23 protein-coding genes are annotated in these 20,984 nt (G+C 70.8%); 18 read left to right on the forward strand and 5 right to left on the reverse strand.

Annotated features, from left to right (window positions below):
* Window positions 1-21: 21 nt before the first annotated feature.
* From ABIE67_RS32560 to ABIE67_RS32570, 3 genes are all read left to right on the forward strand, one after another.
* Window positions 22-885: a thioesterase family protein gene (locus tag ABIE67_RS32560; protein WP_370264961.1), complete on the forward strand. Its 864-nt coding sequence runs from the start codon at window positions 22-24 to the stop codon at window positions 883-885.
* Window positions 886-941: 56 nt separating this feature from the next.
* Complete coding sequence (locus tag ABIE67_RS32565; protein WP_370264962.1) at window positions 942-1,913, forward strand: helix-turn-helix transcriptional regulator; 972 nt, start codon at window positions 942-944, stop codon at window positions 1,911-1,913.
* 152 nt (window positions 1,914-2,065) lie between these two features.
* Window positions 2,066-2,482, forward strand: coding sequence for a hypothetical protein (locus tag ABIE67_RS32570; RefSeq protein ID WP_370264963.1), 417 nt, complete (start codon window positions 2,066-2,068; stop codon window positions 2,480-2,482).
* Between the two features lie 107 nt (window positions 2,483-2,589).
* Here the strand turns inward: ABIE67_RS32570 and ABIE67_RS32575 are convergent, their stop codons facing one another.
* Window positions 2,590-3,216, reverse strand: coding sequence for a TetR family transcriptional regulator (locus ABIE67_RS32575; protein WP_370264964.1), 627 nt, complete (start codon window positions 3,214-3,216; stop codon window positions 2,590-2,592).
* 106 nt (window positions 3,217-3,322) lie between these two features.
* Here ABIE67_RS32575 and ABIE67_RS32580 point away from each other — a divergent pair, with 106 nt between their 5' ends.
* The 3 genes from ABIE67_RS32580 (at window position 3,323) to ABIE67_RS32590 (ending at window position 5,174) form a co-directional block, all read left to right on the forward strand.
* Window positions 3,323-3,517 carry a hypothetical protein gene (locus ABIE67_RS32580; RefSeq protein WP_370269725.1) on the forward strand — a complete coding sequence of 65 codons (195 nt, stop codon included), beginning with the start codon at window positions 3,323-3,325 and terminating at the stop codon, window positions 3,515-3,517.
* Window positions 3,518-3,561: 44 nt separating this feature from the next.
* A complete protein-coding gene (locus ABIE67_RS32585; protein ID WP_370264965.1) occupies window positions 3,562-3,840 on the forward strand; it encodes a DUF4190 domain-containing protein in 279 nt (92 codons plus the stop codon).
* A 158-nt stretch (window positions 3,841-3,998) separates the two neighbouring features.
* Window positions 3,999-5,174, forward strand: coding sequence for a cysteine desulfurase family protein (locus ABIE67_RS32590; protein ID WP_370264966.1), 1,176 nt, complete (start codon window positions 3,999-4,001; stop codon window positions 5,172-5,174).
* Window positions 5,175-5,259: 85 nt separating this feature from the next.
* Here the strand turns inward: ABIE67_RS32590 and ABIE67_RS32595 are convergent, their stop codons facing one another.
* Window positions 5,260-5,925, reverse strand: a complete 666-nt coding sequence (locus ABIE67_RS32595) for an N-acetylmuramoyl-L-alanine amidase (protein WP_370264967.1) — start codon at window positions 5,923-5,925, stop codon at window positions 5,260-5,262.
* Between the two features lie 59 nt (window positions 5,926-5,984).
* On the opposite strand from ABIE67_RS32595, the gene mnmA reads away from it, so the two are divergent.
* Window positions 5,985-7,115, forward strand: a complete 1,131-nt coding sequence (gene mnmA / locus ABIE67_RS32600; protein ID WP_370264968.1) for a tRNA 2-thiouridine(34) synthase MnmA — start codon at window positions 5,985-5,987, stop codon at window positions 7,113-7,115.
* A 227-nt stretch (window positions 7,116-7,342) separates the two neighbouring features.
* A complete protein-coding gene (locus ABIE67_RS32605) occupies window positions 7,343-8,689 on the forward strand; it encodes a hypothetical protein (RefSeq protein WP_370264969.1) in 1,347 nt (448 codons plus the stop codon).
* 109 nt (window positions 8,690-8,798) lie between these two features.
* Here the strand turns inward: ABIE67_RS32605 and ABIE67_RS32610 are convergent, their stop codons facing one another.
* Together ABIE67_RS32610 and ABIE67_RS32615 are read right to left on the reverse strand one after the other, a co-directional pair.
* Complete coding sequence (locus ABIE67_RS32610; RefSeq protein WP_370264970.1) at window positions 8,799-9,581, reverse strand: alpha/beta fold hydrolase; 783 nt, start codon at window positions 9,579-9,581, stop codon at window positions 8,799-8,801.
* Between the two features lie 37 nt (window positions 9,582-9,618).
* Window positions 9,619-9,942 (reverse strand): DUF427 domain-containing protein, encoded by a 324-nt coding sequence (locus ABIE67_RS32615; protein ID WP_370264971.1) that lies wholly within the window; start codon window positions 9,940-9,942, stop codon window positions 9,619-9,621.
* A gap of 50 nt (window positions 9,943-9,992) precedes the next feature.
* On the opposite strand from ABIE67_RS32615, the gene ABIE67_RS32620 reads away from it, so the two are divergent.
* The 5 genes from ABIE67_RS32620 to ABIE67_RS32640 all read left to right on the forward strand — a co-directional run bounded on the left by ABIE67_RS32620 (window position 9,993) and on the right by ABIE67_RS32640 (window position 17,111).
* Entirely contained in the window at window positions 9,993-10,532 is a 540-nt protein-coding gene (locus ABIE67_RS32620; RefSeq protein WP_370264972.1) for a TIGR00730 family Rossman fold protein, read from the forward strand.
* Between the two features lie 27 nt (window positions 10,533-10,559).
* Complete coding sequence (locus ABIE67_RS32625) at window positions 10,560-11,249, forward strand: SDR family oxidoreductase (RefSeq protein ID WP_370264973.1); 690 nt, start codon at window positions 10,560-10,562, stop codon at window positions 11,247-11,249.
* Window positions 11,250-11,396: 147 nt separating this feature from the next.
* On the forward strand, window positions 11,397-12,398 hold the full coding sequence (locus ABIE67_RS32630; protein WP_370264974.1) for a methionine synthase: 1,002 nt from the start codon (window positions 11,397-11,399) through the stop codon (window positions 12,396-12,398).
* Between the two features lie 15 nt (window positions 12,399-12,413).
* Window positions 12,414-14,606, forward strand: a complete 2,193-nt coding sequence (ligA, locus tag ABIE67_RS32635) for an NAD-dependent DNA ligase LigA (RefSeq protein ID WP_370264975.1) — start codon at window positions 12,414-12,416, stop codon at window positions 14,604-14,606.
* Window positions 14,607-14,876: 270 nt separating this feature from the next.
* A complete protein-coding gene (locus ABIE67_RS32640) occupies window positions 14,877-17,111 on the forward strand; it encodes a putative bifunctional diguanylate cyclase/phosphodiesterase (RefSeq protein WP_370264976.1) in 2,235 nt (744 codons plus the stop codon).
* 118 nt (window positions 17,112-17,229) lie between these two features.
* On the opposite strand, the gene ABIE67_RS32645 is transcribed toward ABIE67_RS32640, so the two are convergent.
* Complete coding sequence (locus ABIE67_RS32645) at window positions 17,230-17,811, reverse strand: TetR/AcrR family transcriptional regulator (RefSeq protein ID WP_370264977.1); 582 nt, start codon at window positions 17,809-17,811, stop codon at window positions 17,230-17,232.
* A gap of 109 nt (window positions 17,812-17,920) precedes the next feature.
* Between ABIE67_RS32645 and ABIE67_RS32650 the strand changes: the two genes are divergently transcribed.
* From ABIE67_RS32650 to ABIE67_RS32670, 5 genes are all read left to right on the forward strand, one after another.
* The gene (locus ABIE67_RS32650) at window positions 17,921-18,292 is read left to right on the forward strand and encodes a DUF4267 domain-containing protein (RefSeq protein ID WP_370264978.1); all 372 of its coding nucleotides are present in this window, start codon (window positions 17,921-17,923) and stop codon (window positions 18,290-18,292) included.
* Window positions 18,293-18,336: 44 nt separating this feature from the next.
* Window positions 18,337-18,828 (forward strand): cupin domain-containing protein, encoded by a 492-nt coding sequence (locus ABIE67_RS32655; RefSeq protein WP_370264979.1) that lies wholly within the window; start codon window positions 18,337-18,339, stop codon window positions 18,826-18,828.
* A gap of 107 nt (window positions 18,829-18,935) precedes the next feature.
* Window positions 18,936-19,232 (forward strand): Asp-tRNA(Asn)/Glu-tRNA(Gln) amidotransferase subunit GatC, encoded by a 297-nt coding sequence (gene gatC / locus ABIE67_RS32660; RefSeq protein ID WP_007384860.1) that lies wholly within the window; start codon window positions 18,936-18,938, stop codon window positions 19,230-19,232.
* Between the two features lie 5 nt (window positions 19,233-19,237).
* The gene (gatA, locus tag ABIE67_RS32665) at window positions 19,238-20,731 is read left to right on the forward strand and encodes an Asp-tRNA(Asn)/Glu-tRNA(Gln) amidotransferase subunit GatA (RefSeq protein WP_370264980.1); all 1,494 of its coding nucleotides are present in this window, start codon (window positions 19,238-19,240) and stop codon (window positions 20,729-20,731) included.
* Entirely contained in the window at window positions 20,728-20,970 is a 243-nt protein-coding gene (locus ABIE67_RS32670) for a hypothetical protein (RefSeq protein ID WP_370264981.1), read from the forward strand. Before gatA ends, ABIE67_RS32670 begins: the two co-directional genes overlap by 4 nt.
* Window positions 20,971-20,984 lie beyond the last annotated feature (14 nt).

Consider the following 20,984-nt stretch of genomic DNA (forward strand, 5'->3'; position numbering starts at 1 on the left):
TGGCTGTTGTACCGTTCATCCATGCCAGAAGCAGCCTCCGCCCCGACGGCCCCGCGGGCCACGATCGGCGACAGCGAGTTCGACCGCGACACCGCGCTCACCCGGCGCGAGCCCGGCGTCTACGACATCGACCTCTCCGCCGGCTGGACCATCATCAGCGCCGTCAACGGCGGCTATCTGCTGGCCGTCCTCGGCCGCGCCCTCGCGGACGCCCTCCCGCACGGCGACCCGTTCACGATCTCCGCGCACTATCTGACGGCGTCCCAGCCGGGCCCGGCGGTGGTCCGCACGGACGTGGTGCGCACGGGCCGGACGCTGTCGACCGGCCAGGCCTCGCTCTTCCAGTACGACGAGCAGGGCCGCGAGGTCGAGCGCATCCGCGTCCTCGCCTCGTACGGCGACCTCGACACCCTCCCGGACGACGTCCGTACGACGGCGAAGCCGCCGGCGTTCCCGCCCCTGGAGCACTGCTTCGGTCCCGAGGACGGCCCCGCCCCCGTCGACGGCAGCTCGGCCATCACCGACCGCCTGATGCTCAAGCTCGACCCGGCCACCCTGGGCTGGGCGCTCGGGCAGCCCTCGGGCAAGGGCGAGATGCGGGCCTGGTTCGGTCTGGCGGACGGCCGTGACGCCGACCCGTTCTCCCTGCTGCTGGCGGTCGACGCCCTGCCTCCGACCGCCTTCGAGATCGGCATCTCCGGCTGGGTCCCGACGGTCGAACTGACCGTCCACATACGGTGCCGCCCGGCACCCGGTCCGCTGCGGGTGTCGATCACGACCCGCAACCTGGCCGGGGGCTTCCTGGAGGAGGACGCGGAGGTCTGGGACAGCGCGGACCGCCTGGTGGCACAGTCGAGGCAGCTGGCGCGGGTCCGGCTGAGCTGACGGGTGTCCGGGGCCGGCGTGGGCCGGGCCCCGTGGCGGGCTGAGATCGTGGTCGGGTGAAGTCCGACCGCCTCCTGTCGATCCTGCTGCTCCTCCAGACCCGGGGCCGGGTCCCGGCCAGGGAACTCGCCGAGCGCCTGGAGGTGTCGGTCCGCACCATCTACCGGGACGTGGAAGCCCTGTCCACCTCAGGCGTCCCGGTCTACGCCGAGCGCGGGCGACACGGCGGTATCGAGCTCCTCGCCGGATTCCGTACGGACGTCACCGGCCTGACCGCCGACGAGTCCCGCGCGCTGTTCATCCTGGCCGCACAGGGCGCGCACGCCGCGCTGGGCCTGGACGCGGCGCTCGGTTCGGCGCTGCGCAAGGTGATGGCGGCCCTGCCGGCCCCGCACCGCCCGGCCGCCGAGGTGACCTCCCGCCGCATCCTCGTCGACGCCACACGCTGGAAGGGCGGCCCCCAACCCGCCGTGGACCTGGACCTGTTGCAGGACGCGGTCTTCGCCGACCGGCGCCTCAGGCTGCGCTACCGGCACAGCGGCGAGCAGGAGACGCGGACGTACACCGTCGACCCGTACGGCCTGGTCTCCAAGGCCGGCGTCTGGTACCTGGTCGCCGACCGGCGGGGGAGACCGCGGCTGTTCCGCGCCGACCGGGTGCGGTCGGCGGCCGTTCTGGACGACGCCGTGCGGCGGCGGCCGGGTGTCGAACTCGCCGACGTCTGGGAGGTGTTGCGCCGCCAGGTGGAGGAGCGGCCGGGCGGGATCGATGTGACGGTGCGCGTACGACGGGACCGGCTCGACCTGTTCCTGAGGCTCATGGCGTCCTCCCTGGTCTCGCTTCCCGAGGACGGGAGTGACGGCGAGGGCGACTGGGCCACCGTCCGTCTCTCGCTGGGCGTTGTCGGCGAGGCCCGTCAACTCCTCCAGTTCTCGGACCGGGTGGAGGTCGTCTCCCCGCCCGAGGTGCGTGACGAACTGGCGCGAGCGGCCGCTTCTGTCACGGCCTTGTCCCAGCGAGTAGGGTGAGGATCCGAGGAAACGCGCAGGCCAGCGAGGTGCCTTGAGGTGCGCTTTGCCCGGCGCACAGGCCGTCGACAGCAGGACCTCAAGGAAGCCCTAAGCGGCGTTGGTTGAGTTCCGCTCCCAGGACTTCCTCATCTTCCATGGAGCTGTCTCTCATGAAGCGTGCGCGTCTCCTCCCCGCCGTGGCCCTGCTGGCGCTCTCGCCCCTGGCCCTGGCGGCCTGCGGGTCCGGCGACTCGTCGTCGACCTCGAACAGCGGCAACTCCGGCCGGCAGTCGTCGTGCCAGCAGCCGTCCGGTGTTCCCAGTGGTGCGCCGAGCGGCGCGCCTTCGGGCATGCCGAGCGGGGCACCCTCCGGCGCGCCGTCCGCGGGTGCGTCCGGTGCGCCGAGCGGTGCGCCGTCCGGTGCCCCGGGTGGCAGCGGCCAGGGCGGCCAGGGTGGCCAGGGCGGCCCCGGCGGGGGTCAGGGCGGCGGCTGTGGCGGGCCGGGCGGCGGCCAGGGCGGCGGGGCGGCTCCCAGCGGGGCCCCCAGCGGCGCGCCGAGCGCCGCGGCGTCGGCGACCAAGGACTGACGCGGGTCCCGAGACGACAGGCGCAGGACGCCGTACGACAGGGGCGGCACTCCCGGTGAACGGGGGTGCCGCCCCTTCGCGTTGCCGCCCTTTCCCGCGGCCGGCGCTCAGTCCAGCCAGTGCTCCCGGCCGATGCTGATCAGCCGCATCTGGCGGGTCGCGACCTGGGCGACGTGCCGCCGCTCCTCCTCCGGCGCCTCCAGGACGTCCAGGAACAGCGAAGCCGTCATCAGCATCTGGTCGACGTAGAGGTTGGCCAGCATGAGGAGGTCGTCGTCGCTCCAGCCCTCGGAGACGGGGTCCTTGGCGAGCGCGACCTTGACCTCCTCGGCGAAACGGGCCAGCTGGTCCTGGATGGCCTCGCGTACCGACTGCACCCCGCCGTGCCGCTCACGGGCGATGAAACGGACGTGGGCCGGCTGCGTCTCCACGTGGTGGGCGATCAACCCGACGGCCCGCTCTATGCGTTGGTCGCTGTCGCCGGCCGAGGAGACGGTCGTGCGGATCATGGGATGCAGACTGCCCAGCGCCTCCTCGACGAGGGCGACTCCGAGGTCGGCGGTGGAGCGGAAGTGCCGGTAGAAGGCGGTCGGCGCGACGCCGACGGCGCGGGTGACCTCGCGCAGGCCCAGGCTGCTCAGGCTCTGCTCCTCCAGCAGACCCAACGCCGCGTCCAGGAGCGCCTGCCGGGTCTTCTGCTTCTGCGCCTGCCGGATACCGAGGGTGTGACTCATACCATTCAGTTAACAACTGTTCTTTGGAATTGAAAAGCCGTGGGGCGCGCTAGACTTGGGAGTCAGTGAACAACTGTTACTACAACTGTTCACCGAAACGTAACGAGTGAGATCGACCAGAGAGATCTCGGAGGGGGACCCGATTCCCATGCTGTTCCTCGTCGCCGCACTCCTGCTGCTGGGCGTGCTGCTGGGCACCGTGGCCCACGCACCGCTCGCCTTCACCGTCGTCGCCGCCGCCGTGATCGCCGCCTGGCTGGGCATCTTCGCCGCCCGCGAGCGCCGCGCCCGGCGCAACTGACCCCCGCCCACCGCACCGCACGGACTTCTCAGGAGCTGACACCCATGCAACTCACCGCACCGGCCACCGGCCGCCCCGGCACCCGCACCCGTACCCGCGACGCCGACGGCATGGCCGTGGCGTCCTTCATCCTCGGCCTCCTCGGCCTGCTGGTCTTCAACCTCTTCCTCGGCCCGACCGCCATCGTCCTGGCCGCGGTGTCCCTGTGGTGCGGCACCGAGCGCCGGGGCCGGGCGTACCTGGGCATGGGCCTGGGCGTCGCCGACCTGCTGGTTCTGCTGGCGTTCGTGCAGATGGACAACACGCTGTCCTGGAGCTTCTAGGGGCTCCTGGAGGCGGTGTCGGCAGCCGACGGCAAGCGGCCAGGGACGAGCCGCGGCCGTGAGCCGACCGCAGACGCGATCGACGCCAAGGGCAACGCAGGCAGGGCACTACCGTCCGCCCGAGCCCAGCGCGGCGGCCACGTAGAATCGTCGCCACCATGGCTTACCTCGACCACGCCGCGACCACCCCGATGCTCCCGGAGGCGGCAGAGGCGCTGACCGCCCAGCTGAGCGTCACGGGCAACGCGTCCTCCCTCCACGCATCCGGCCGCCGAGCGAGGCGCACCGTCGAGGAGGCCCGCGAAACCCTCGCGGAAGCGCTCGGCGCCCGCCCCAGCGAGGTCGTCTTCACCTCCGGCGGCACCGAGGCCGACAACCTCGCGGTCAAGGGCCTGTACTGGTCCCGCCGCGACGCCGACCCGGCAAACCCGCGCACCCGCGTCCTGGCCAGCCCCGTCGAACACCACGCCGTCCTCGACGCCGTCCACTGGCTCGGCGAGCACGAGGGCGCCACGGTCGAGTACCTCCCGGTCGACTCCCACGGACGCGTCCACCCGGACGCCCTGCGCGAGGCCATCGCCCGCAACCCCCACGACGTCGCCCTCGCCACCGTGATGTGGGCCAACAACGAGATCGGCACCGTCATGCCGGTCCGTGAACTGGCCGACGTGGCCAAGGAGTTCGACGTCCCCCTGCACGCCGACGCGGTCCAGGCCTTCGGTCAGGTCCCCGTCGACTTCGCCGCCTCCGGCCTCGCCGCGATGACCGTCTCCGGCCACAAGATCGGCGGCCCGTACGGCATCGGCGCCCTGATCCTCGGCCGCGAGTACGCCCCCGTCCCCGTCCTGCACGGCGGCGGCCAGGAGCGCCACGTCCGCTCCGGCACCCTCGACGTCCCCGCCGTCGCCTCCTTCGCGGTCGCCGGCCGCCTCGCCGCCGAGCAGCGCGAATGGTTCACCCACGAGATCGGCGCCCTGCGCGACGCCCTGGTCGAGGCGGTCCGTACGGCGGTCCCGGACGCGATCCTCGGCGGCGACCCGGCACCCGGCGGCCGCCTCCCGGCCAACGCGCACTTCACCTTCCCGGGCTGCGAGGGCGACTCCCTGCTGCTGCTCCTCGACGCCCAGGGCATCGAGTGCTCCACCGGCTCCGCCTGCACCGCGGGCGTCGCCCAGCCCAGCCACGTCCTCCTGGCCACCGGCACCGACCCGGACCTCGCCCGCGGCACCCTCCGCTTCTCCCTCGGCCACACCTCCACGGAGGCCGACGTCGAGGCGGTCGCCAAGGCGATCGGGCCGGCCGTGGAACGAGCGCGGGCGGCCGGGCTCACGTAGGCCGGGCTCACGTAGGCCGGGCCCGGCTCACGTAGGCCGCTGCGTGGGGCGGGCCGGGCTCACACAGGCCAGACGAGGCCAGGCGCTACGCGGGCGCCGTACGCGCCGCCCGTACGAGCTTCATGTATCGCTCCCAGTCCCAGTGCTTCCCGGGGTCCGTGTGGTCGGTCCCCGGCACCTCCACGTGCCCGATGATGTGCTCGCGGTCGACGGGGATGTCGTAGCGCGCGCATATTCGGGCCGTGAGCCGCGCCGAGGCCTCGTACATCTCGTCCGTGAGGTCCTGCGGCCGGTCCACGAAGCCCTCGTGCTCGATGCCGACACTGCGTTCGTTGTAGTCGCGGTTGCCCGCGTGGTACGCCACGTCCAGCTCGCGGATCATCTGCGTGATGTGGCCGTCCTTGCGGACGATGTAGTGCGCGGCCGCACCGTGCTCCGGGTCCTGGAACACCTTCACCGCGCTGTCGAAGCTGCCCTGGGTGACATGGATGATCACCATGTCCACGCCGTAGTCGTCGGGACGGTCCGCCCGCCGCCAGTTCTCGTCCGACGCCGCCACCCATCGCGCCCCGGCGTAGTCGACCTCGCCCTCCTTGCGCGGCTTCTCCACGCCGGGAACCCGCCACCACAACCGCGCGAGCTCGTCGCGGGCCAGCACGGCCGAGCCCGCCGCTGCCACCGTCCCACCGATCAGCAACGCGCGACGCCCGACCTTCCGGTCGCCGTCCTTCGGAGCCTTCCGCTGTCCCATGTGATCGACAACGGATACCCGCGGGCCCTGGTTCCCGCGCCCCGTACCCTGGAAGGGTTATGACTGACACCGCGCAGCCCTCCCGCCCCCTCCGCGTCCTCGCCGCCATGTCCGGCGGGGTCGACTCCGCCGTAGCCGCCGCCCGCGCGGCCGAGGCGGGCCACGACGTGACCGGCGTCCACCTCGCGCTCTCCGCGAACCCCCAATCCTTCCGCACGGGCGCGCGGGGCTGTTGCACCATCGAGGACTCCCGCGACGCCCGCCGCGCCGCGGACGTGATCGGCATCCCGTTCTACGTCTGGGACCTCGCCGACCGCTTCCGTGAGGACGTGGTCGACGACTTCATCGCCGAGTACGAGGCCGGCCGCACCCCGAACCCCTGTCTGCGCTGCAACGAGAAGATCAAGTTCGCGGCCCTGCTGGACAAGGCGCTGGCGCTCGGCTTCGACGCGGTCTGCACCGGCCACTACGCGACGGTCGTGCTGAACGAGGACGGCACGCGCGAGCTGCACCGCGCCTCCGACATGGCCAAGGACCAGTCGTACGTGCTCGGCGTCCTGGACGACAAGCAGCTGGCGCACGCGATGTTCCCGCTCGGCGACACGCTGACGACCAAGGACGAGATCCGCGCGGAGGCCGAGCGCAGGGGTCTGGCGGTCGCGAAGAAGCCCGACTCGCACGACATCTGCTTCATCGCCGACGGCGACACCCAGGGCTTCCTCGCAAACCGCCTCGGCAAGGCCGAGGGCGACATCGTCGACGAGTCGGGGGCGAAGCTCGGCACCCACGAGGGCGCGTACGGCTTCACCATCGGCCAGCGCAAGGGCCTGCGCATCGGCACCCCGGCCGCCGACGGAAAGCCGCGCTACGTCCTCGACATCTCGCCGGTGAACAACACGGTCACGGTCGGCCCGGCGTCCTCCCTGGACGTCAGCGCCCTCACCGCCATCAAGCCCCGCTGGTGCGGCGCCGCCCCGACCGGCCCCGGCACCTACACCGCCCAGCTCCGCGCCCACGGCGGCGAGACCGAGGTGACCGCAGAGCTGGTCGACGGCTCCCTGGAGGTCACCTTCACCGAGCCGGTCCGCGGCGTCGCCCCCGGCCAGGCGATCGTCCTGTACGACGGCACGCGCGTGGTGGGCTCGGCGACGATCGCCTCGACGGTCCGGGCGACGGCCTCGGCCGTGTGAGACTGACGCAGTTTCAGAACGGTGACAATAGTGGAGAGTTAAACCTCTTGATCCACTAGTTCGAAATCCCTACTGTCTTCCCCAGGCGTTGATCAACGCCTGGGTGCGCACGTTGACCGCGTACGCACCCAAGTACCCACAGCGGTTGTCGGGGGACTCCGCGCGACCGCCGTGGGACCATTTCATGGGGGATTTCGTTGAGAATCCGATCCATCGTGCTGCCTGTCGTGGCAGCAGCCGGAATGATCGTTCCGGCCGCGATACCCGTGGCCGCGCAGCAGGCGCCCGCCGCGACCGGAGCCGGAGACCTGACACTCCGACAGGTCGACAAGGACGTAGTCGCCGATTCTCTGCAGCTGCGCCGCGAACTCGGTTTCGAAGCCACTGAGACCAAGCTGGCCTCGATCCTGAAGGCGAAGTCGGCCGCCACCGTTTCCGGGACCGCCGGAACACGGCAACTCGTCAACGAATGGGGCTTCATCGGAACGGCGGCCGAAGCGGCTGAGATGAAGCGCCGTGACACGCTGACGACCGCCGTCGATCCGATGGTCCAGGAGTTCGCCGAGCAGGACGACTACGCCGGCTCGTTCCTCGACACCGACAACGGCGGGCGTCTGGTCGTGCAGTTCGCCGACGCTCTGCCGGCGCAGAAGACCCGGAGTCAGTTCGCGGCGAAGGCCGTCGCCTCGGGCAGTTCGACCGACGACGTCGAATTCCGTGTCGTCAAGCGCTCGTCCGACGAACTCACCAACGCCATGAAGGCGGTGTGGACATGGGACGACAGCGCGCGTGGCGGCGCGCAATCGGTCGTCTCCATCGCTGAGGACGTCACGACCAACCGGCTCAAGGTGGCCCTGCGGACCGGCACCGACCCGGCCGGAGTACGAGGAATCCTCAAGACGTTCGGCGTCTCCGCCGACTTCACCGAAAGCAAGGGCATCGCACCTCTGGCCTGCACTTCCCGCAACAAGTGTGCCTCGCCACGGCGTGGCGGCGTGGGAATCGAACTGTCCGGCGGAGCTTGCACCGTCGGATGGGTCGTGAAAAAGGGCAGCACTCTGGGAGCCGTGACCGCGGGCCACTGCGACTACGGCCGCAACAGCGGCGCGGTCAAGTCAGGCGGTGCCTCGTACGGATCGCTGACGAGCAACAACGCCCTGAAGAACGGCTCGCACGCGGACATGCGCTACATCAAGATCTCCAGCAACGCGAAGCCCTGGCTGTATCAGAACAACTCGAACAAGGCCCGGGTCGTCAAGAAGCAGGCGCTGGGATCGGTCGGGTCCACGTCCTGCCTCTTCGGCAGGAATGCCGCGAACCCGCGCTGCGGCAAGATCAAGTCCACCAACGCCAGCCAGCGGATGCCCGCGGACGCGTGCGGCTGCGTCGTCTACGGACAGTCGTCTGCCACGTTCGCAGCGAAGCCGGGGGACAGCGGCGGTGCCGTCGCCAGCAGCACCACGGGAAGCACGGCCCGAGGCATCCTTTCCGGGGAAGCCGCCAACGGACTGATGCACTACAGCTGGATCGGCTACTCATCGACGTACGACATGGGGAAGATCGCCACCGGCTGAGTGAGCGGAAATTCACCGTTCGTCGATCCGTGAACAGCCGGCCCCCTCACGGACCCACACCCGGGTCCGTGAGGGGGCCGCACACACGCGTGCCGCTCCCGGTCCCCGGTCACCCCGCGAAGAACTCCGCCAGCACCGGCCCCAGAACGCCCGGCTCCACCATGTGCGTCTGCCCCTCCAGGCTCCGGTACGTCCCCTCGGGCACGGCCTCCGCGACCGCCCGCGCCGCCTCACGCATCCAGACCGGGCTCGCGCCGCCCGCGACGGACAGCACCGGTACCGTGATCGAGGCCAGCCGCTCCCGGGGCACCAGGCCGTCGCCCATCACGGCGTCGTCGTACGCCAGGCTCGGCGCGACGGTCTCCATGCCGGACCACATGGGCGACTGGCGGGCGCCCTGGATCGTCTGCTCGCCCATCCCGGTCAGCCGCAGGAACAGCTCGACCGCGTCCCCGCGCCGCCCCTGCGCGAGCGCCTCCGTCAGATGCGCGGTGTACTCCTCGTACCGCGCCGCGCCGTCTTCCAGGAAGTCGGCGAACGGCACCTCGTACACCGCGACCTGACGCACCGGCAGCCCGCTCGCCGCCGCCTCCAGCACCAGCGCGCCGCCCGACGAGATCCCGCACAGCGCCGCCTCGCCGCCCACCGCCTCGATCAGCGCGGCGAGGTCCTCGACCTCACGCTCCACCGCGTACGGCTGCGTGTCCCCACTCTCACCCCGCCCTCGGCGGTCGTACGGAACGACCCTGAAGCGGTCCGCCAGGGGCACGGCGAGCGGCGCCACGGTGCCCCCCGTGGACATCGCGCCGCTGACGAGGATCACCGCCGGACCCTCTCCGGTGCTCTCGTACGCGAGGGAGGTGCCGTCGCGCGAAATGGTCTTCTTGTCCATGTCTGTGGAGACTGCCGTACGGCACGGGGCTAATCGATCACGACACTTCGACTTCGTAGAAGCAGAGGTGATCCTTGATCTCGGCCACGTCCGGCTTCGGGTCCGGGTACGCCCAGACGAGGTCCGCGGCGTCCGGCAGGGACCAGTAGGAGGCCGTTCCCTTGAACGGGCAGTATGTGTGCGTGTCGGAGGAGGTCAGCAGGTCCAGGCGTACGTCCTCGGGCGGGATGTAGTACCGCGGGGGACAGCCCGTCTCCCGCAGGACGAGCGGCCGGGCGCTCTCCGCGAGAATGTGGCCGCCGTGAACGACCCGTACGGGCCGCGTGCCCTGCTCGATCGTGATCGTGTGTCCTTGAGCCATATCCGAAAAGCGTTCGCGGGCCCCCGGTTCTTCCCGCGTACGGTGGCTGCATGCGAATCTGCGTCTTCCTCTCCGCCGCCGACCTCGACGACCGGTACACGCGCCCCGCGCGCGAGTTCGCGAAACTGCTGGGCAAGGGCGGTCACACGCTCGTCTGGGGCGGCTCCGACGTGGGTCTGATGAAGGTGGTGGCCGACGGGGTGCAGGAGGCCGGCGGCCGGCTGGCGGGGGTCTCCGTGCAGTTCCTGGCCGCCAAGGTGCGCCCCGGTGTCGACGAGATGGTGATCGCGAAGGATCTGGCCGAGCGCAAGAGGCTGCTTCTGGAGAAGGCCGACGCGGTGGTGATCATGGTCGGCGGTACGGGGACCCTGGACGAGGCCACGGAGATCCTGGAGCTGAAGAAGCACGGCCACACGGACAAGCCGGTGGTCCTGCTCAACACCGCGGGTTTCTACGACGGCCTCAAGGAACAGTTCCGCCGCATGGAGGACGAGGGCTTCCTCCCCGTGCCGTTGACCGACCTGGTGTTCTTCGCGGAGGAGCCGGTGGGCGCGCTGGCGTATCTGGAGGAGAGCCGGGGGATCGAGTGACCTCCCGCTGATGCGAGCATGGCGGACATGGCTACACATGTGATCACCGGAGCGGGCTCCGGCATCGGCGCGGCCGTCGCCCACCGTCTGCACGCGCGCGGGGACGATCTCGTGCTCCACGCGCGCGACGCGGCCCGTGCGAAGGAACTGGCGGCCGAGTTCCCCGGCGCGAAGACGCTGGTCGCCGACCTGGCGGACCCGGACAAGCTGTCCTGGGCGTTCTCCCACCAGTCGCTCCCCGACCGCGTGGACTCCTTGCTCCACATCGCGGGAGTCGTGGACCTCGGCCCGGTGGGCGACCTGACACCGAAGTCCTGGCGCCACCAGCTCAACGTCAACCTGATCTCCCCGGCCGAGCTGACCCGCCACTTCCTGCCCCAGCTCCGGGCCACCCGCGGTCACGTGCTCTTCGTGAACTCGGGCGCCGGCCTCAACGCCCACGCCGACTGGTCCGCCTACGCCGCCTCGAAGCACGGCCTGAAGGCCCTCGCGGACTCCCTCCGCCACGAGGAGCACGGCAACGGCGTCCGCGTCACCACGGTCTACCCCGGCCGTACCGCGAGCCCCATGCAGGCCAAGGTGCACCAGCAGGAGGGCAAGGAGTACGACGCGTCGAAGTGGATCGACCCCGAGTCGGTGGCCACGGCGATCCTGATGGCCCTGGACCTCCCGAGGGACGCCGAGGTCAACGACCTCACGGTACGACCGGGCCACTGACCCCACGGCCCCCGCCGCCCCTACCCGTCCCGTCCCGTCCAGCTGAAAGATCCAGCCCCTCCGGCGTTTGAGGAGCGGGGTCTGGAGCGGAGCCCCAGAAGGATGGGACGGGTAGGGGCGGCGGGGGCGGAAACATAGGCTGCACATGTGAACGCAGACATTCGCTTCGGCGCAGCCACCGCCATCGGCTCCATGCCCGGCGCCGACGCCCGCGAGGCCGCCAGAACCGTCACCGGCTCCTTCGAGGACTTCCCGTACCTCGCCGAGCTCCCCGCCCGCGGCCCCGGCGCGGACATGATCGGCCGCACCGCCGGAATGCTCGTCGAGCTGTACGCACGCGTGGAGCCCAGCGGTTGGCGCATCGGGGACCGCCCGGGCCGGGACACCAGGCGCGCCTGCTCCTGGCTGGGTGAGGACCTCGACGCGCTGGAGGAGTTCACCCAGGGGTACGAGGGGCAGTTGAAGATCCAGGCCGTGGGTCCCTGGACCCTGGCAGCGGCACTGGAGTTGAAGAACGGCGAGGCGGCCCTCTCCGACCCCGGCGCCTGCCGCGACCTCACCGCCTCGCTCGCCGAGGGCCTGCGGCTGCACCTGGAGGAGGTCCACCGCCGAGTCCCCGGTGCCCAGCTGGTCCTCCAACTCGACGAGCCCTCCCTCATCGCCGTACTGCGCGGCCAGGTCAAGTCCGCCAGCGGCTACCGCACCCACCGCGCCGTCGACCGCCAGATCGTCGAGGCGGCCCTGCGCGACGTCGCCGGGGTTCACGGCGACGGCCCCGTCGTGGTCCACTCGTGCGCACCGGACGTCCCGTTCGCCCTGCTGCGCCGGGCCGGGGCGACGGCGATCTCCTTCGACTTCTCCCTCCTCACCGAGCGTGACGACGACGTGATCGGCGAGGCGGTGGAAGCGGGGACCCGGCTCTTCGCAGGTGTCGTCCCGGGCACGGACGGCCGATTGTCAGACCCTGCCGGTAGCGTCATGGGTGTCAGGACGCTGTGGCGCAGGCTGGGGCTGTCACCGGGGCTTCTCGCGGAGGCTGTCACGGTCACGCCGTCGTGCGGACTCGCGGGGGCCTCCCCGGAGTACGCACGCAAGGCACTCGCCCATTGCGTCCAGGCGGCGAGATCCCTCGCGGACAACCCAGAGTAACGGGAGGACAATACGGTGGCCGGCGACAAGCAAGCGGAGACGACGGTGCCCGCCGAGGCACGGGAGAAGCACGCGAAGCTCGCTGAGCAGATCGAGGAGCACCGCTTCCGGTACTACGTGAAGGACGCTCCCGTCATCAGCGACGCGGAGTTCGACAAGTTGCTGCGCTCGCTCGAGGCGCTGGAGGACGAGTACCCGGAGCTGCGCACCCCCGACTCGCCGACCCAGAAGGTCGCGGGCGCGTACGAGACGGAGTTCACGGCCGTCCAGCACCGCGAACGCATGCTCTCGCTCGACAACGCCTTCGACGATCTGGAGCTCGCGGCCTGGGCCGAGCGCGTCCACAAGGACGTCGGCACCCCGGGCTATCACTTCCTGTGCGAGCTCAAGGTCGACGGCCTCGCCGTCAACCTCACCTATGAGCACGGCCGTCTGACCCGTGCGGCGACCCGGGGTGACGGCCGTACCGGCGAGGACATCACCCCCAATGTCCGTACGATCGCGGACATTCCGGACCGCCTGAAGGGTGACCGTATCCCGGACCTCGTGGAGATCCGGGGCGAGGTCTACTTCCCGATGGAGAAGTTCGAGGAGCTCAACGCCCGCCTGGTCGAGGCCGGCGACAAGCCCTTCGCCAACCCGCGCAACGCGGCCGCCGGTTCACTGCGCCAGAAGGACCCGCGCGTCACCGCCACCCGCCCCCTGCACATGGTCGTCCATGGCATCGGCGCCCTGGCGGGCTCCAACGGCATGACGCGTCTCTCCGAGGCGTACGACCTGCTCAAGACCTGGGGCCTGCCCACCGCCCGGCACAACAAGGTGGTCGACGACCTCGAGGGCGTCCGGGAGTTCATCGCCTACTTCGGCGAGAACCGGCACTCCGTGGAGCACGAGATCGACGGCGTCGTCGTCAAGCTCGACGAGATCCCGCTCCAGGGACGGCTCGGCTCCACCTCGCGCGCCCCGCGCTGGGCGATCGCGTACAAGTACGCGCCGGAAGAGGTCAACACCAAGCTCATCAACATCCGCGTGGGCGTGGGCCGTACGGGCCGGGTCACGCCGTACGCCCAGGTCGAACCGGTCACGGTCGCGGGCTCGGAGGTCGAGTTCGCCACCCTGCACAACCAGGACGTCGTGAAGCTGAAGGGCGTCCTCATCGGCGACACCGTCGTGCTGCGCAAGGCCGGTGACGTCATCCCGGAGATCCTCGGGCCCGTCGTCGACCTGCGCGACGGCAGCGAGCGCGAGTTCGTGATGCCGTCCGAGTGCCCGGAGTGCGGTACGGCGCTCAGGCCGATGAAGGAGGGCGACGTCGACCTGCGCTGCCCCAACGCCCGCACCTGCCCGGCCCAGTTGCGCGAGCGCCTGTTCTACCTCGCGGGCCGCAAGGCACTGGACATCGAGCACTTCGGCTATGTCGCCGCCGCCGCGCTCACCAAGCCGCTGGAGCCGTCCGAGCCGCCGCTTCTCGACGAGGGCGACCTGTTCGACCTGACCGTCGAGCGGCTGCTGCCCATCAAGGCGTACGTCCTCGACCAGGACAGCGGTCTGCCCAAGCGCGACCCGAAGACCGGCGAGGAGAAGATCGCCACGGTCTTCGCCAACCAGCAGGGCGAGCCCAGGAAGAACGCGGTCGCGATGCTGGAGAACATCGCGGCCGCCAAGGAGCGTCCGCTCGCCCGGATCATCACGGGTCTGTCGATCCGTCATGTCGGACCGGTCGCCGCCGAGGCGCTGGCCCGCGAGTTCCGCTCCATCGACCGCATCGAACAGGCCAGTGAGGAGGAGTTGGCGAACACCGACGGCGTCGGCCCGATCATCGCCGCCTCGCTCAAGGAGTGGTTCGCCGAGGAGTGGCACCAGGAGATCCTCCGCAAGTGGAAGGCGGCCGGCGTCCGCATGGAGGAGGAGGGCTCCGGCGAGGACGAAGGGCCCCGTCCCCTGGAAGGGCTTACCGTCGTCGTCACCGGCACGCTGGAGCGCTTCACTCGCGACGGTGCCAAGGAGGCGCTGCAAAGTCGCGGAGCGAAGGTGACCGGTTCCGTTTCGAAGAAGACATCTTTTGTCGTGGTGGGTGACAGCCCTGGGTCCAAGTACGACAAGGCCATGCAGCTCAAGGTGCCTGTTCTGAACGAGGACGGCTTCACCGTCCTCCTGGAACAGGGCCCCGACGCGGCGGCCGAAGTTGCTCTCCCCACCGAGGGGTAGCGGTTGAAGGCCACCGGATCGGCGCATACCAGATGCATACGGGTGGCTGGGGCGCATTCGGGCAACCGTCGACGACCGCTGCCCGTGGAAGCCTTCTGCGGCCTACTGTTGAGGTGTGCGCCTGCCGTGCCCAACTGCGGTCGGGGCAACCCTTGCTCTTGAAGAGCCTTGAAGGGCGGGGGAAGGGTTTTCCAACGCGGTGCCGTTGAAGGTTGTCGTCGGGCATCGGGCCGCGTGGCGTGGGCACCGCCGGCTGTGAGAGGGACGGGAATGGAACCGACCGAGAGCGCCGCCCCTGACTCACGGCTGCGCCGGATGGCCGGCAGGTGGCGGGGGTGGGCGGCGCGCACCGCGGAGTCTTCGCGGGTGGAAAGAGGCATGGGCGGCGGTGCCGGGCAGCAGGCCGTGGCGGACGGTTGCACCGCAGTGCGACTCGACTCCGAGCACGCCGCCGGGCTGCCCGACGCCGACCACGAACGGCACCTGTCCTGGCCCGCGCTGCCCGCGGCGGTCGTGGCGGCGGCCGGGTTCGTCCTCGGCGCCGGGTTCTACCGTGCGTTCTCCGGCGACCACGCCCTCTTCCCGTCCGGCACCGTCGGCTGGTCCCTGGCCGTGCTGACCGGCATCATCGTCGGCCACCTGGTCGCGCTCGGCCGCGCCCGCTGGTGGGGCGGCACCGGCTCCGGCGCCGCACTCACCCTCGCCGTGCTGATGCTGTACGGCTGGGGCCCCGCCGGCATGGTCAGCCTCACCGTCGTCGTCCTGGTCGGTATCGCCCGCCGGGGCCGCTGGCGGCAGGGCGTGCTGCACGGCGCGGTGGACATCCTCGGTATCGCCGCCGGGGCCCTGGTGTTGGCCGCGTTCGGCCGGGTGCCCTCCGTCGAGAACCCCTGGAACCCGGACACCTGGACGCTCTACACCGCCCCCGGCGTGGTGCTCGTCGCCGCCGCCTATCTCGCCGTCACCCGGGTCCTGCTCTGGTACCTGAACGCACCGCGCGGCGGTCTGCCCACCGTCGCCCGCACCGCCCTGGTCCGACAGGGCCTGGTCGCGGTCGCACTGCTCGGCATCGCACCGCTGGTGTGTGTGGTCGCCATCGCCAAGCCCCTTCTGCTGCCGCTGTTCTCCATCCCCCTCATCGCCCTCGACTCCACCCTGTGGATCGCTCGGGCCCGGGCCGAGGAGCAGCTGCGCGATCCGCTGACGGGGCTGCCCAACCGGCAGTGGCTGCTGGAACGGATCTGGACCGCGCTCGACGACGCCGAGCGCATCGGTGCCCGGTCCGCCCTGATGGTGATCGACCTCGACCGTTTCCGGTCGGTCAACGACACGCTCGGTCATCTCGCCGGGGACCGGTTGCTGTTGCAGATAGCCGACCGGCTGCGCCTCGCCCTGCCACGCGGAGCGGAGGCCGCGCGGCTCGGCGGCGACGAGTTCGCCGTCTTACTGCCGGTCGCCGACTCCACGACGTCCGCGACCCGGGTGGCCCGCGGTCTGGTCGCCGCCCTCAGCTCCCCGCTCGACCTCGACGGCCTCACTCTGGTCCTGGAGGCCAGTGCCGGTGTCGCCGTCTTCCCCGACCACGCCCTCGACGCCGAGGGGCTGCTGCGGCGCGCGGACGTGGCGATGTACCAGGCGAAGCGGGACCGCACGGGCGTGGAGGTCTACGAGTCGAAGCGGGACTCGAACACCCCGGACCGGCTGGGCCTGCTGGGGGATCTGCGCCGCGCCCTCGACGCGCACGAGGTCGAGCTGCACTACCAGCCGAAGGTCCGCTTCGACGGACAGGTCGCAGGCCTTGAGGCCCTGGTCCGCTGGGTGCATCCCGAGCGCGGGAAGGTGCCGCCGGACGAGTTCATAGCGATCGCCGAGTCGTCGGGGCTGATGCCGCATCTGACGGAGTACGTGCTGGAGACGGCGCTCGGGCAGGTGGCGCGGTGGCGTTCCCAGGGCCTGTACGTGCCCGTCGCGGTCAACGTCTCGCCGCGCGACGTCCACACCCCCGGATTCGCGGGCTCCGTCGCCGCCCGGCTCGCCCGGCACGGCGTCCCTGCGGGAGCGCTCCAACTGGAGATAACGGAACACGTCCTCCTGGAGGACCCGCAGCGGGCCGCGGACACGCTCGCCGGGCTGACCGGGCACGGCGTCAAGATGTCCCTGGACGACTTCGGCACCGGCTATTCGTCCCTGGTGCACCTGAGACGGCTCCCCGTGAGCGAGCTGAAGATCGACCGTTCCTTCGTGGCCCGGCTCGCGGTGGACAACGAGGACGCGGAGATCGTGCGCTGCACCGTCGATCTGGCGCACTCGCTCGGCCTGCTCGTCGTCGCCGAGGGCGTCGAGGACGACGAGACCTGGGAACGTCTGCGGGACCTGGGCTGTGACGCCGTACAGGGATGGCTGGTCGCTGCGGCGATGCCGCCGGAGGAGACCACGGCGTGGCTGCGGGCACGGGGGTCCCGGGGTTGGCAGAGGCCGCGCGCCGCACTGCCCGCCGCCGAGTGACGCGCGCGGGCGGCCGAGGCCCCGCCCGCCAGACACCCGCCCGCCAGACACCCGCCCGCCAGACACCCGCCCGCCAGACACCCGCCCGCCAGAAACCTGTCCGCCAGACCCCCGCCCGCTAGACCCCCGCCGTGAAATGGCCCGTCAGCAGCTCCAGTCTCCGCTGATGCGCCCACTCCGGTAGCCGGCCGCTGCGCATCAGGGTCACCAGGCCGTGCAGGCCCGCCCAGTACGTCTCCGTGAGCAGCCCCGGGTCGTCTCCCTCGCCGGCGAACGGCTCCACCGCCGTGCGGAGTTCGCCGAAGGCCTGCTGCAGTGGCTCCGGGGCCTCGGGGGTGGCGAAGGGCAGATCCACCCGGTACGTGAACATCGCGTCGTACAGCGCCGGCCGGCGCCGTCCGAACGACGTGTACGCCTCGCCCACCGCCGCGAGCGCCCCGCGCTCGCCCTTCGCCGCCGTACGGGCCGTACGCAACTCGGCGGCCAGGTCGGCGCAGCCCTGCACCGCCACCGCCGCCATGATCGCGTCCTTGCCCTTGAAGTGGCTGTAGAGGACGGGCTGGCTGTACTCGATCTCGGCCGCCAGGCGGCGGGTCGTCACCGCGTCCCAGCCCTCCGACTCCGCGAGTTCCCGAGCGGCCGTGACGATCAGCCGCTCGCGTTCCGCTCGTTCGCGCTCCTTGCGCGTCTGGATCGACATGCCAGGAATTCTAGCAGCGCTAGCCAATCTGGCACCGCTCTGCTAGCTTCGCTCTTGCTGCTAGCGATGCTAGAAACTCGGACAGCTCGGAAGAGAAGGAGAAGAGAACATGACCGTGACCGCGTACACCCTGGCCGTCGTGCTCAACCTGTTCTGCCTGTTCCTCGGGTACCGGTTCCTGTTCCAGCCCGCCTCCTCCGCCGCCGGTTACGGAGTCCCGGCCGATCCCGCGGGCGACGCCGGCGCCTATCTCACGATCAAGGGCCTCAGGGACGGCACCTTCGGGCTGGTGGGCCTTGCGCTGCTGGCCTTCGCCGGGGCACGGGCGGAGGCCTGGTTCATGCTCGGCGTGGCACTCGTGCCGCTCGGCGACACCCTGATAGTCCTGCGCCACGGCGGCACGAAGGCCGTCGCCTTCGGGATCCACTTCGCCACCGCAGTGGTCGTACTGATCAGTGCCGCCCTGCTGTTCCTCGTCTGACCACGGCCACGACCACGTTCACACCAGCACCGGGGGTTTCGAAGATGTCGCTGTTCGTTCCGAAGTTCGACGAGTCCGTGATCGTCAGGGACGGCGACGCCGAGGTGATCGGCGGTGACCCCGTCGCCGTCAAGCTGCTCGCCGACAGCAGTGCCTCCGGCGGCGCGCTGTCCACCGTGCGCGTCACCCTGGGCGAGGGCGCCGACGGTGCCCGGCCCCACCTGCACAAGAACTCCGCCGAGATGTTCTTCTTCCTCGACGGCACGGCCGAGGTCCTCTCCGGCGACGACATCGTCACCGCCGAGGCCGGCGACCTGGTCATCGTCCCGCCGGGCAAACCGCACGCCTTCGCCGCCGCCCCGGGCGCCCGCGCCGACCTCCTCATCGTCATCACGCCCGGCGTCGAGCGCTTCGAGTACTTCCGTCACCTCCAGCGCGTCCGCCTCGGCGAGGTCACCCCGGAGAGCCTCCTCGAGGTGCAGGAGCTGTACGACAACCACTTCCTGCGCAGCGAGACATGGGACGCCCGCCGCTGACGTACTCGTCGGCGTATACGACCCCGGGGAAACCGTTTCACGGGCACAGCCCCCCGCCCCATAGGATTGGCCCCAAACCACACACACTCACCCCAGAGGATCGCTGCATGCCTGGCATCACGCGCGAGGAGGTCGCCCACCTCGCCCGGCTGGCGCGTCTGGAGCTGAAGCCCGAAGAGCTCGAGCACTTCGCGGGACAGCTGGACGACATCATCGGCGCGGTCGCCCGCGTCAGTGAGGTCGCCGACCAAGACGTACCGCCGACCTCGCACCCGCTCCCGCTGACGAACGTCATGCGGGCGGACGAGGTCCGTCCGTCGCTCACCCCCGAGCAGGCGCTCTCCGGCGCCCCGGCCCAGGAGCAGCAGCGTTTCAAGGTGCCGCAGATCCTGGGGGAGGACTAATCGCCATGACGGACATCATCAAGCTCACGGCCGCCGAGACCGCCGCGAAGATCGCCTCCGGCGAGCTCACCGCGGTCCAGGTCACCGAGGCCCACCTGGCCCGCATCGAGGCCGTCGACGAGAAGGTGCACGCCTTCCTGCACGTGGACCGCGAGGGCGCCCTCGCCCAGGCGCGTGCCGTCGACGAGAAGCGGGAGAGGGGCGAGAAGCTCGGCCCCCTCGCCGGCGTCCCCCTCGCGCTCAAGGACATCTTCACCACCGAGGGCATTCCGACGACCGTCGGTTCGAAGATCCTCGAGGGATGGATTCCGCCGTACGACGCCACCCTCACCAAGAAGCTCAAGGCCGCTGACGTCGTCATCCTCGGCAAGACCAACATGGACGAGTTCGCCATGGGGTCGTCGACGGAGAACAGCGCCTACGGGCCGACCGGCAACCCGTGGGACCTCACCAAGATCCCCGGCGGTTCCGGTGGCGGTTCGTCCGCCGCGCTCGCCTCCTTCCAGGCGCCCCTCGCCATCGGCACCGACACCGGCGGCTCCATCCGCCAGCCGGCCTCCGTCACCGGCACGGTGGGCGTCAAGCCGACGTACGGGGCGGTCTCCCGTTACGGCATGGTGGCGTTCTCCAGCTCCCTCGACCAGGGCGGGCCCTGCGCCCGTACGGTCCTGGACGCGGCCCTGCTGCACGAGGTCATCGCCGGGCACGACCCGCTCGACTCCACGTCCATCGACGCCCCGGTGCCGCCGGTCGTCGAGGCCGCCCGCAACGGCAGCGTCCAGGGCATGCGCGTCGGCGTCGTCAAGCAGTTCCGCGGCGAGGGCTACCAGGCCGGCGTCATCCAGCGCTTCGACGAGTCCGTCGCCCTCCTCAAGGAGCTGGGCGCGGAGATCGTCGAGCTGGACTGCCCGTCCTTCGACCTCGCGCTCTCGGCGTACTACCTGATCGCGCCCTCCGAGTGCTCCTCCAACCTCGCCCGCTTCGACGGCCTGCGCTACGGCCTGCGGACCGGCGACGACGGCACGAACTCCGCCGAGGCGGTCACGTCGATCACCCGTGAGGCGGGCTTCGGCCCCGAGGTCAAGCGCCGCATCATGCTCGGCACCTACGCCCTGTCGAGCGGGTACTACGACGCGTACTACGGCTCCGCGCAGAAGGTCCGTACGCTCATCACCCGCGACTTCGAGAAGGCCTTCGAGCAGGTCGACGTCATCGTCTCGCCGACGACCCCGACCACCGCCTTCCCGATCGGCGAGCGCGCCGACGACCCGATCGCGATGTACCTCGCCGACCTCTGCACCATCCCGACGAACCTCGCGGGCAACGCGGCGATGTCCCTGCCGTGCGGTCTGGCCCCGGAGGACAACCTGCCGGTCGGCCTGCAGATCATCGCCCCGGCGATGAAGGACGACCGTCTGTACAAGGTCGGGGCGGCCGTCGAGGCGGCCTTCGTGGAAAAGTGGGGCCACCCGCTGATCGAGGAGGCTCCGTCGCTGTGAGTAAGGCACTGTCCAAGGCCAAGGGTTTCAAGAAGTCCAAGTCCGGCCTGTACCTGTCCATGGCCACCACCGCGTTCGGCGCGGTCAGTGTCGCCAAGCAGGCCAAGCTGGCCCGCACCGAGAGCGACACGCTGCGCCTGATCGACGCCGCCGTGTCCGCCGTCGCGATCGCCACCGGCCTCGCCATCCTCTACCGCGAGCTGAAGCGGCTGGGCGACGACGACGTCCTGCTGGGCTGAGAGGGAAGTTTCAC

It is taken from the genome of Streptomyces sp. V4I8, assembly GCF_041261225.1.
Lineage (GTDB): Bacteria > Actinomycetota > Actinomycetes > Streptomycetales > Streptomycetaceae > Streptomyces.

What these genes read in the sequence shown, in the direction of transcription:
- mnmA (WP_370264968.1), top strand. Translation starts at nt 5,985, where the DNA reads ATGACTGACACCGCGCAGCCCTCCCGCCCCCTCCGCGTCCTCGCCGCC.
- ABIE67_RS32570 (WP_370264963.1), top strand. Translation starts at nt 2,066, where the DNA reads ATGAAGCGTGCGCGTCTCCTCCCCGCCGTGGCCCTGCTGGCGCTCTCG.
- ABIE67_RS32640 (WP_370264976.1), top strand. Translation starts at nt 14,877, where the DNA reads ATGGAACCGACCGAGAGCGCCGCCCCTGACTCACGGCTGCGCCGGATG.
- ABIE67_RS32610 (WP_370264970.1), bottom strand. Translation starts at nt 9,581, where the DNA reads ATGGACAAGAAGACCATTTCGCGCGACGGCACCTCCCTCGCGTACGAG.
- ABIE67_RS32560 (WP_370264961.1), top strand. Translation starts at nt 22, where the DNA reads ATGCCAGAAGCAGCCTCCGCCCCGACGGCCCCGCGGGCCACGATCGGC.
- ABIE67_RS32620 (WP_370264972.1), top strand. Translation starts at nt 9,993, where the DNA reads ATGCGAATCTGCGTCTTCCTCTCCGCCGCCGACCTCGACGACCGGTAC.
- ABIE67_RS32575 (WP_370264964.1), bottom strand. Translation starts at nt 3,216, where the DNA reads ATGAGTCACACCCTCGGTATCCGGCAGGCGCAGAAGCAGAAGACCCGG.
- gatC (WP_007384860.1), top strand. Translation starts at nt 18,936, where the DNA reads ATGCCTGGCATCACGCGCGAGGAGGTCGCCCACCTCGCCCGGCTGGCG.
- ABIE67_RS32595 (WP_370264967.1), bottom strand. Translation starts at nt 5,925, where the DNA reads ATGGGACAGCGGAAGGCTCCGAAGGACGGCGACCGGAAGGTCGGGCGT.
- ABIE67_RS32590 (WP_370264966.1), top strand. Translation starts at nt 3,999, where the DNA reads ATGGCTTACCTCGACCACGCCGCGACCACCCCGATGCTCCCGGAGGCG.
- ABIE67_RS32645 (WP_370264977.1), bottom strand. Translation starts at nt 17,811, where the DNA reads ATGTCGATCCAGACGCGCAAGGAGCGCGAACGAGCGGAACGCGAGCGG.
- ABIE67_RS32650 (WP_370264978.1), top strand. Translation starts at nt 17,921, where the DNA reads ATGACCGTGACCGCGTACACCCTGGCCGTCGTGCTCAACCTGTTCTGC.
- ABIE67_RS32625 (WP_370264973.1), top strand. Translation starts at nt 10,560, where the DNA reads ATGGCTACACATGTGATCACCGGAGCGGGCTCCGGCATCGGCGCGGCC.
- gatA (WP_370264980.1), top strand. Translation starts at nt 19,238, where the DNA reads ATGACGGACATCATCAAGCTCACGGCCGCCGAGACCGCCGCGAAGATC.
- ABIE67_RS32585 (WP_370264965.1), top strand. Translation starts at nt 3,562, where the DNA reads ATGCAACTCACCGCACCGGCCACCGGCCGCCCCGGCACCCGCACCCGT.
- ABIE67_RS32615 (WP_370264971.1), bottom strand. Translation starts at nt 9,942, where the DNA reads ATGGCTCAAGGACACACGATCACGATCGAGCAGGGCACGCGGCCCGTA.
- ABIE67_RS32655 (WP_370264979.1), top strand. Translation starts at nt 18,337, where the DNA reads ATGTCGCTGTTCGTTCCGAAGTTCGACGAGTCCGTGATCGTCAGGGAC.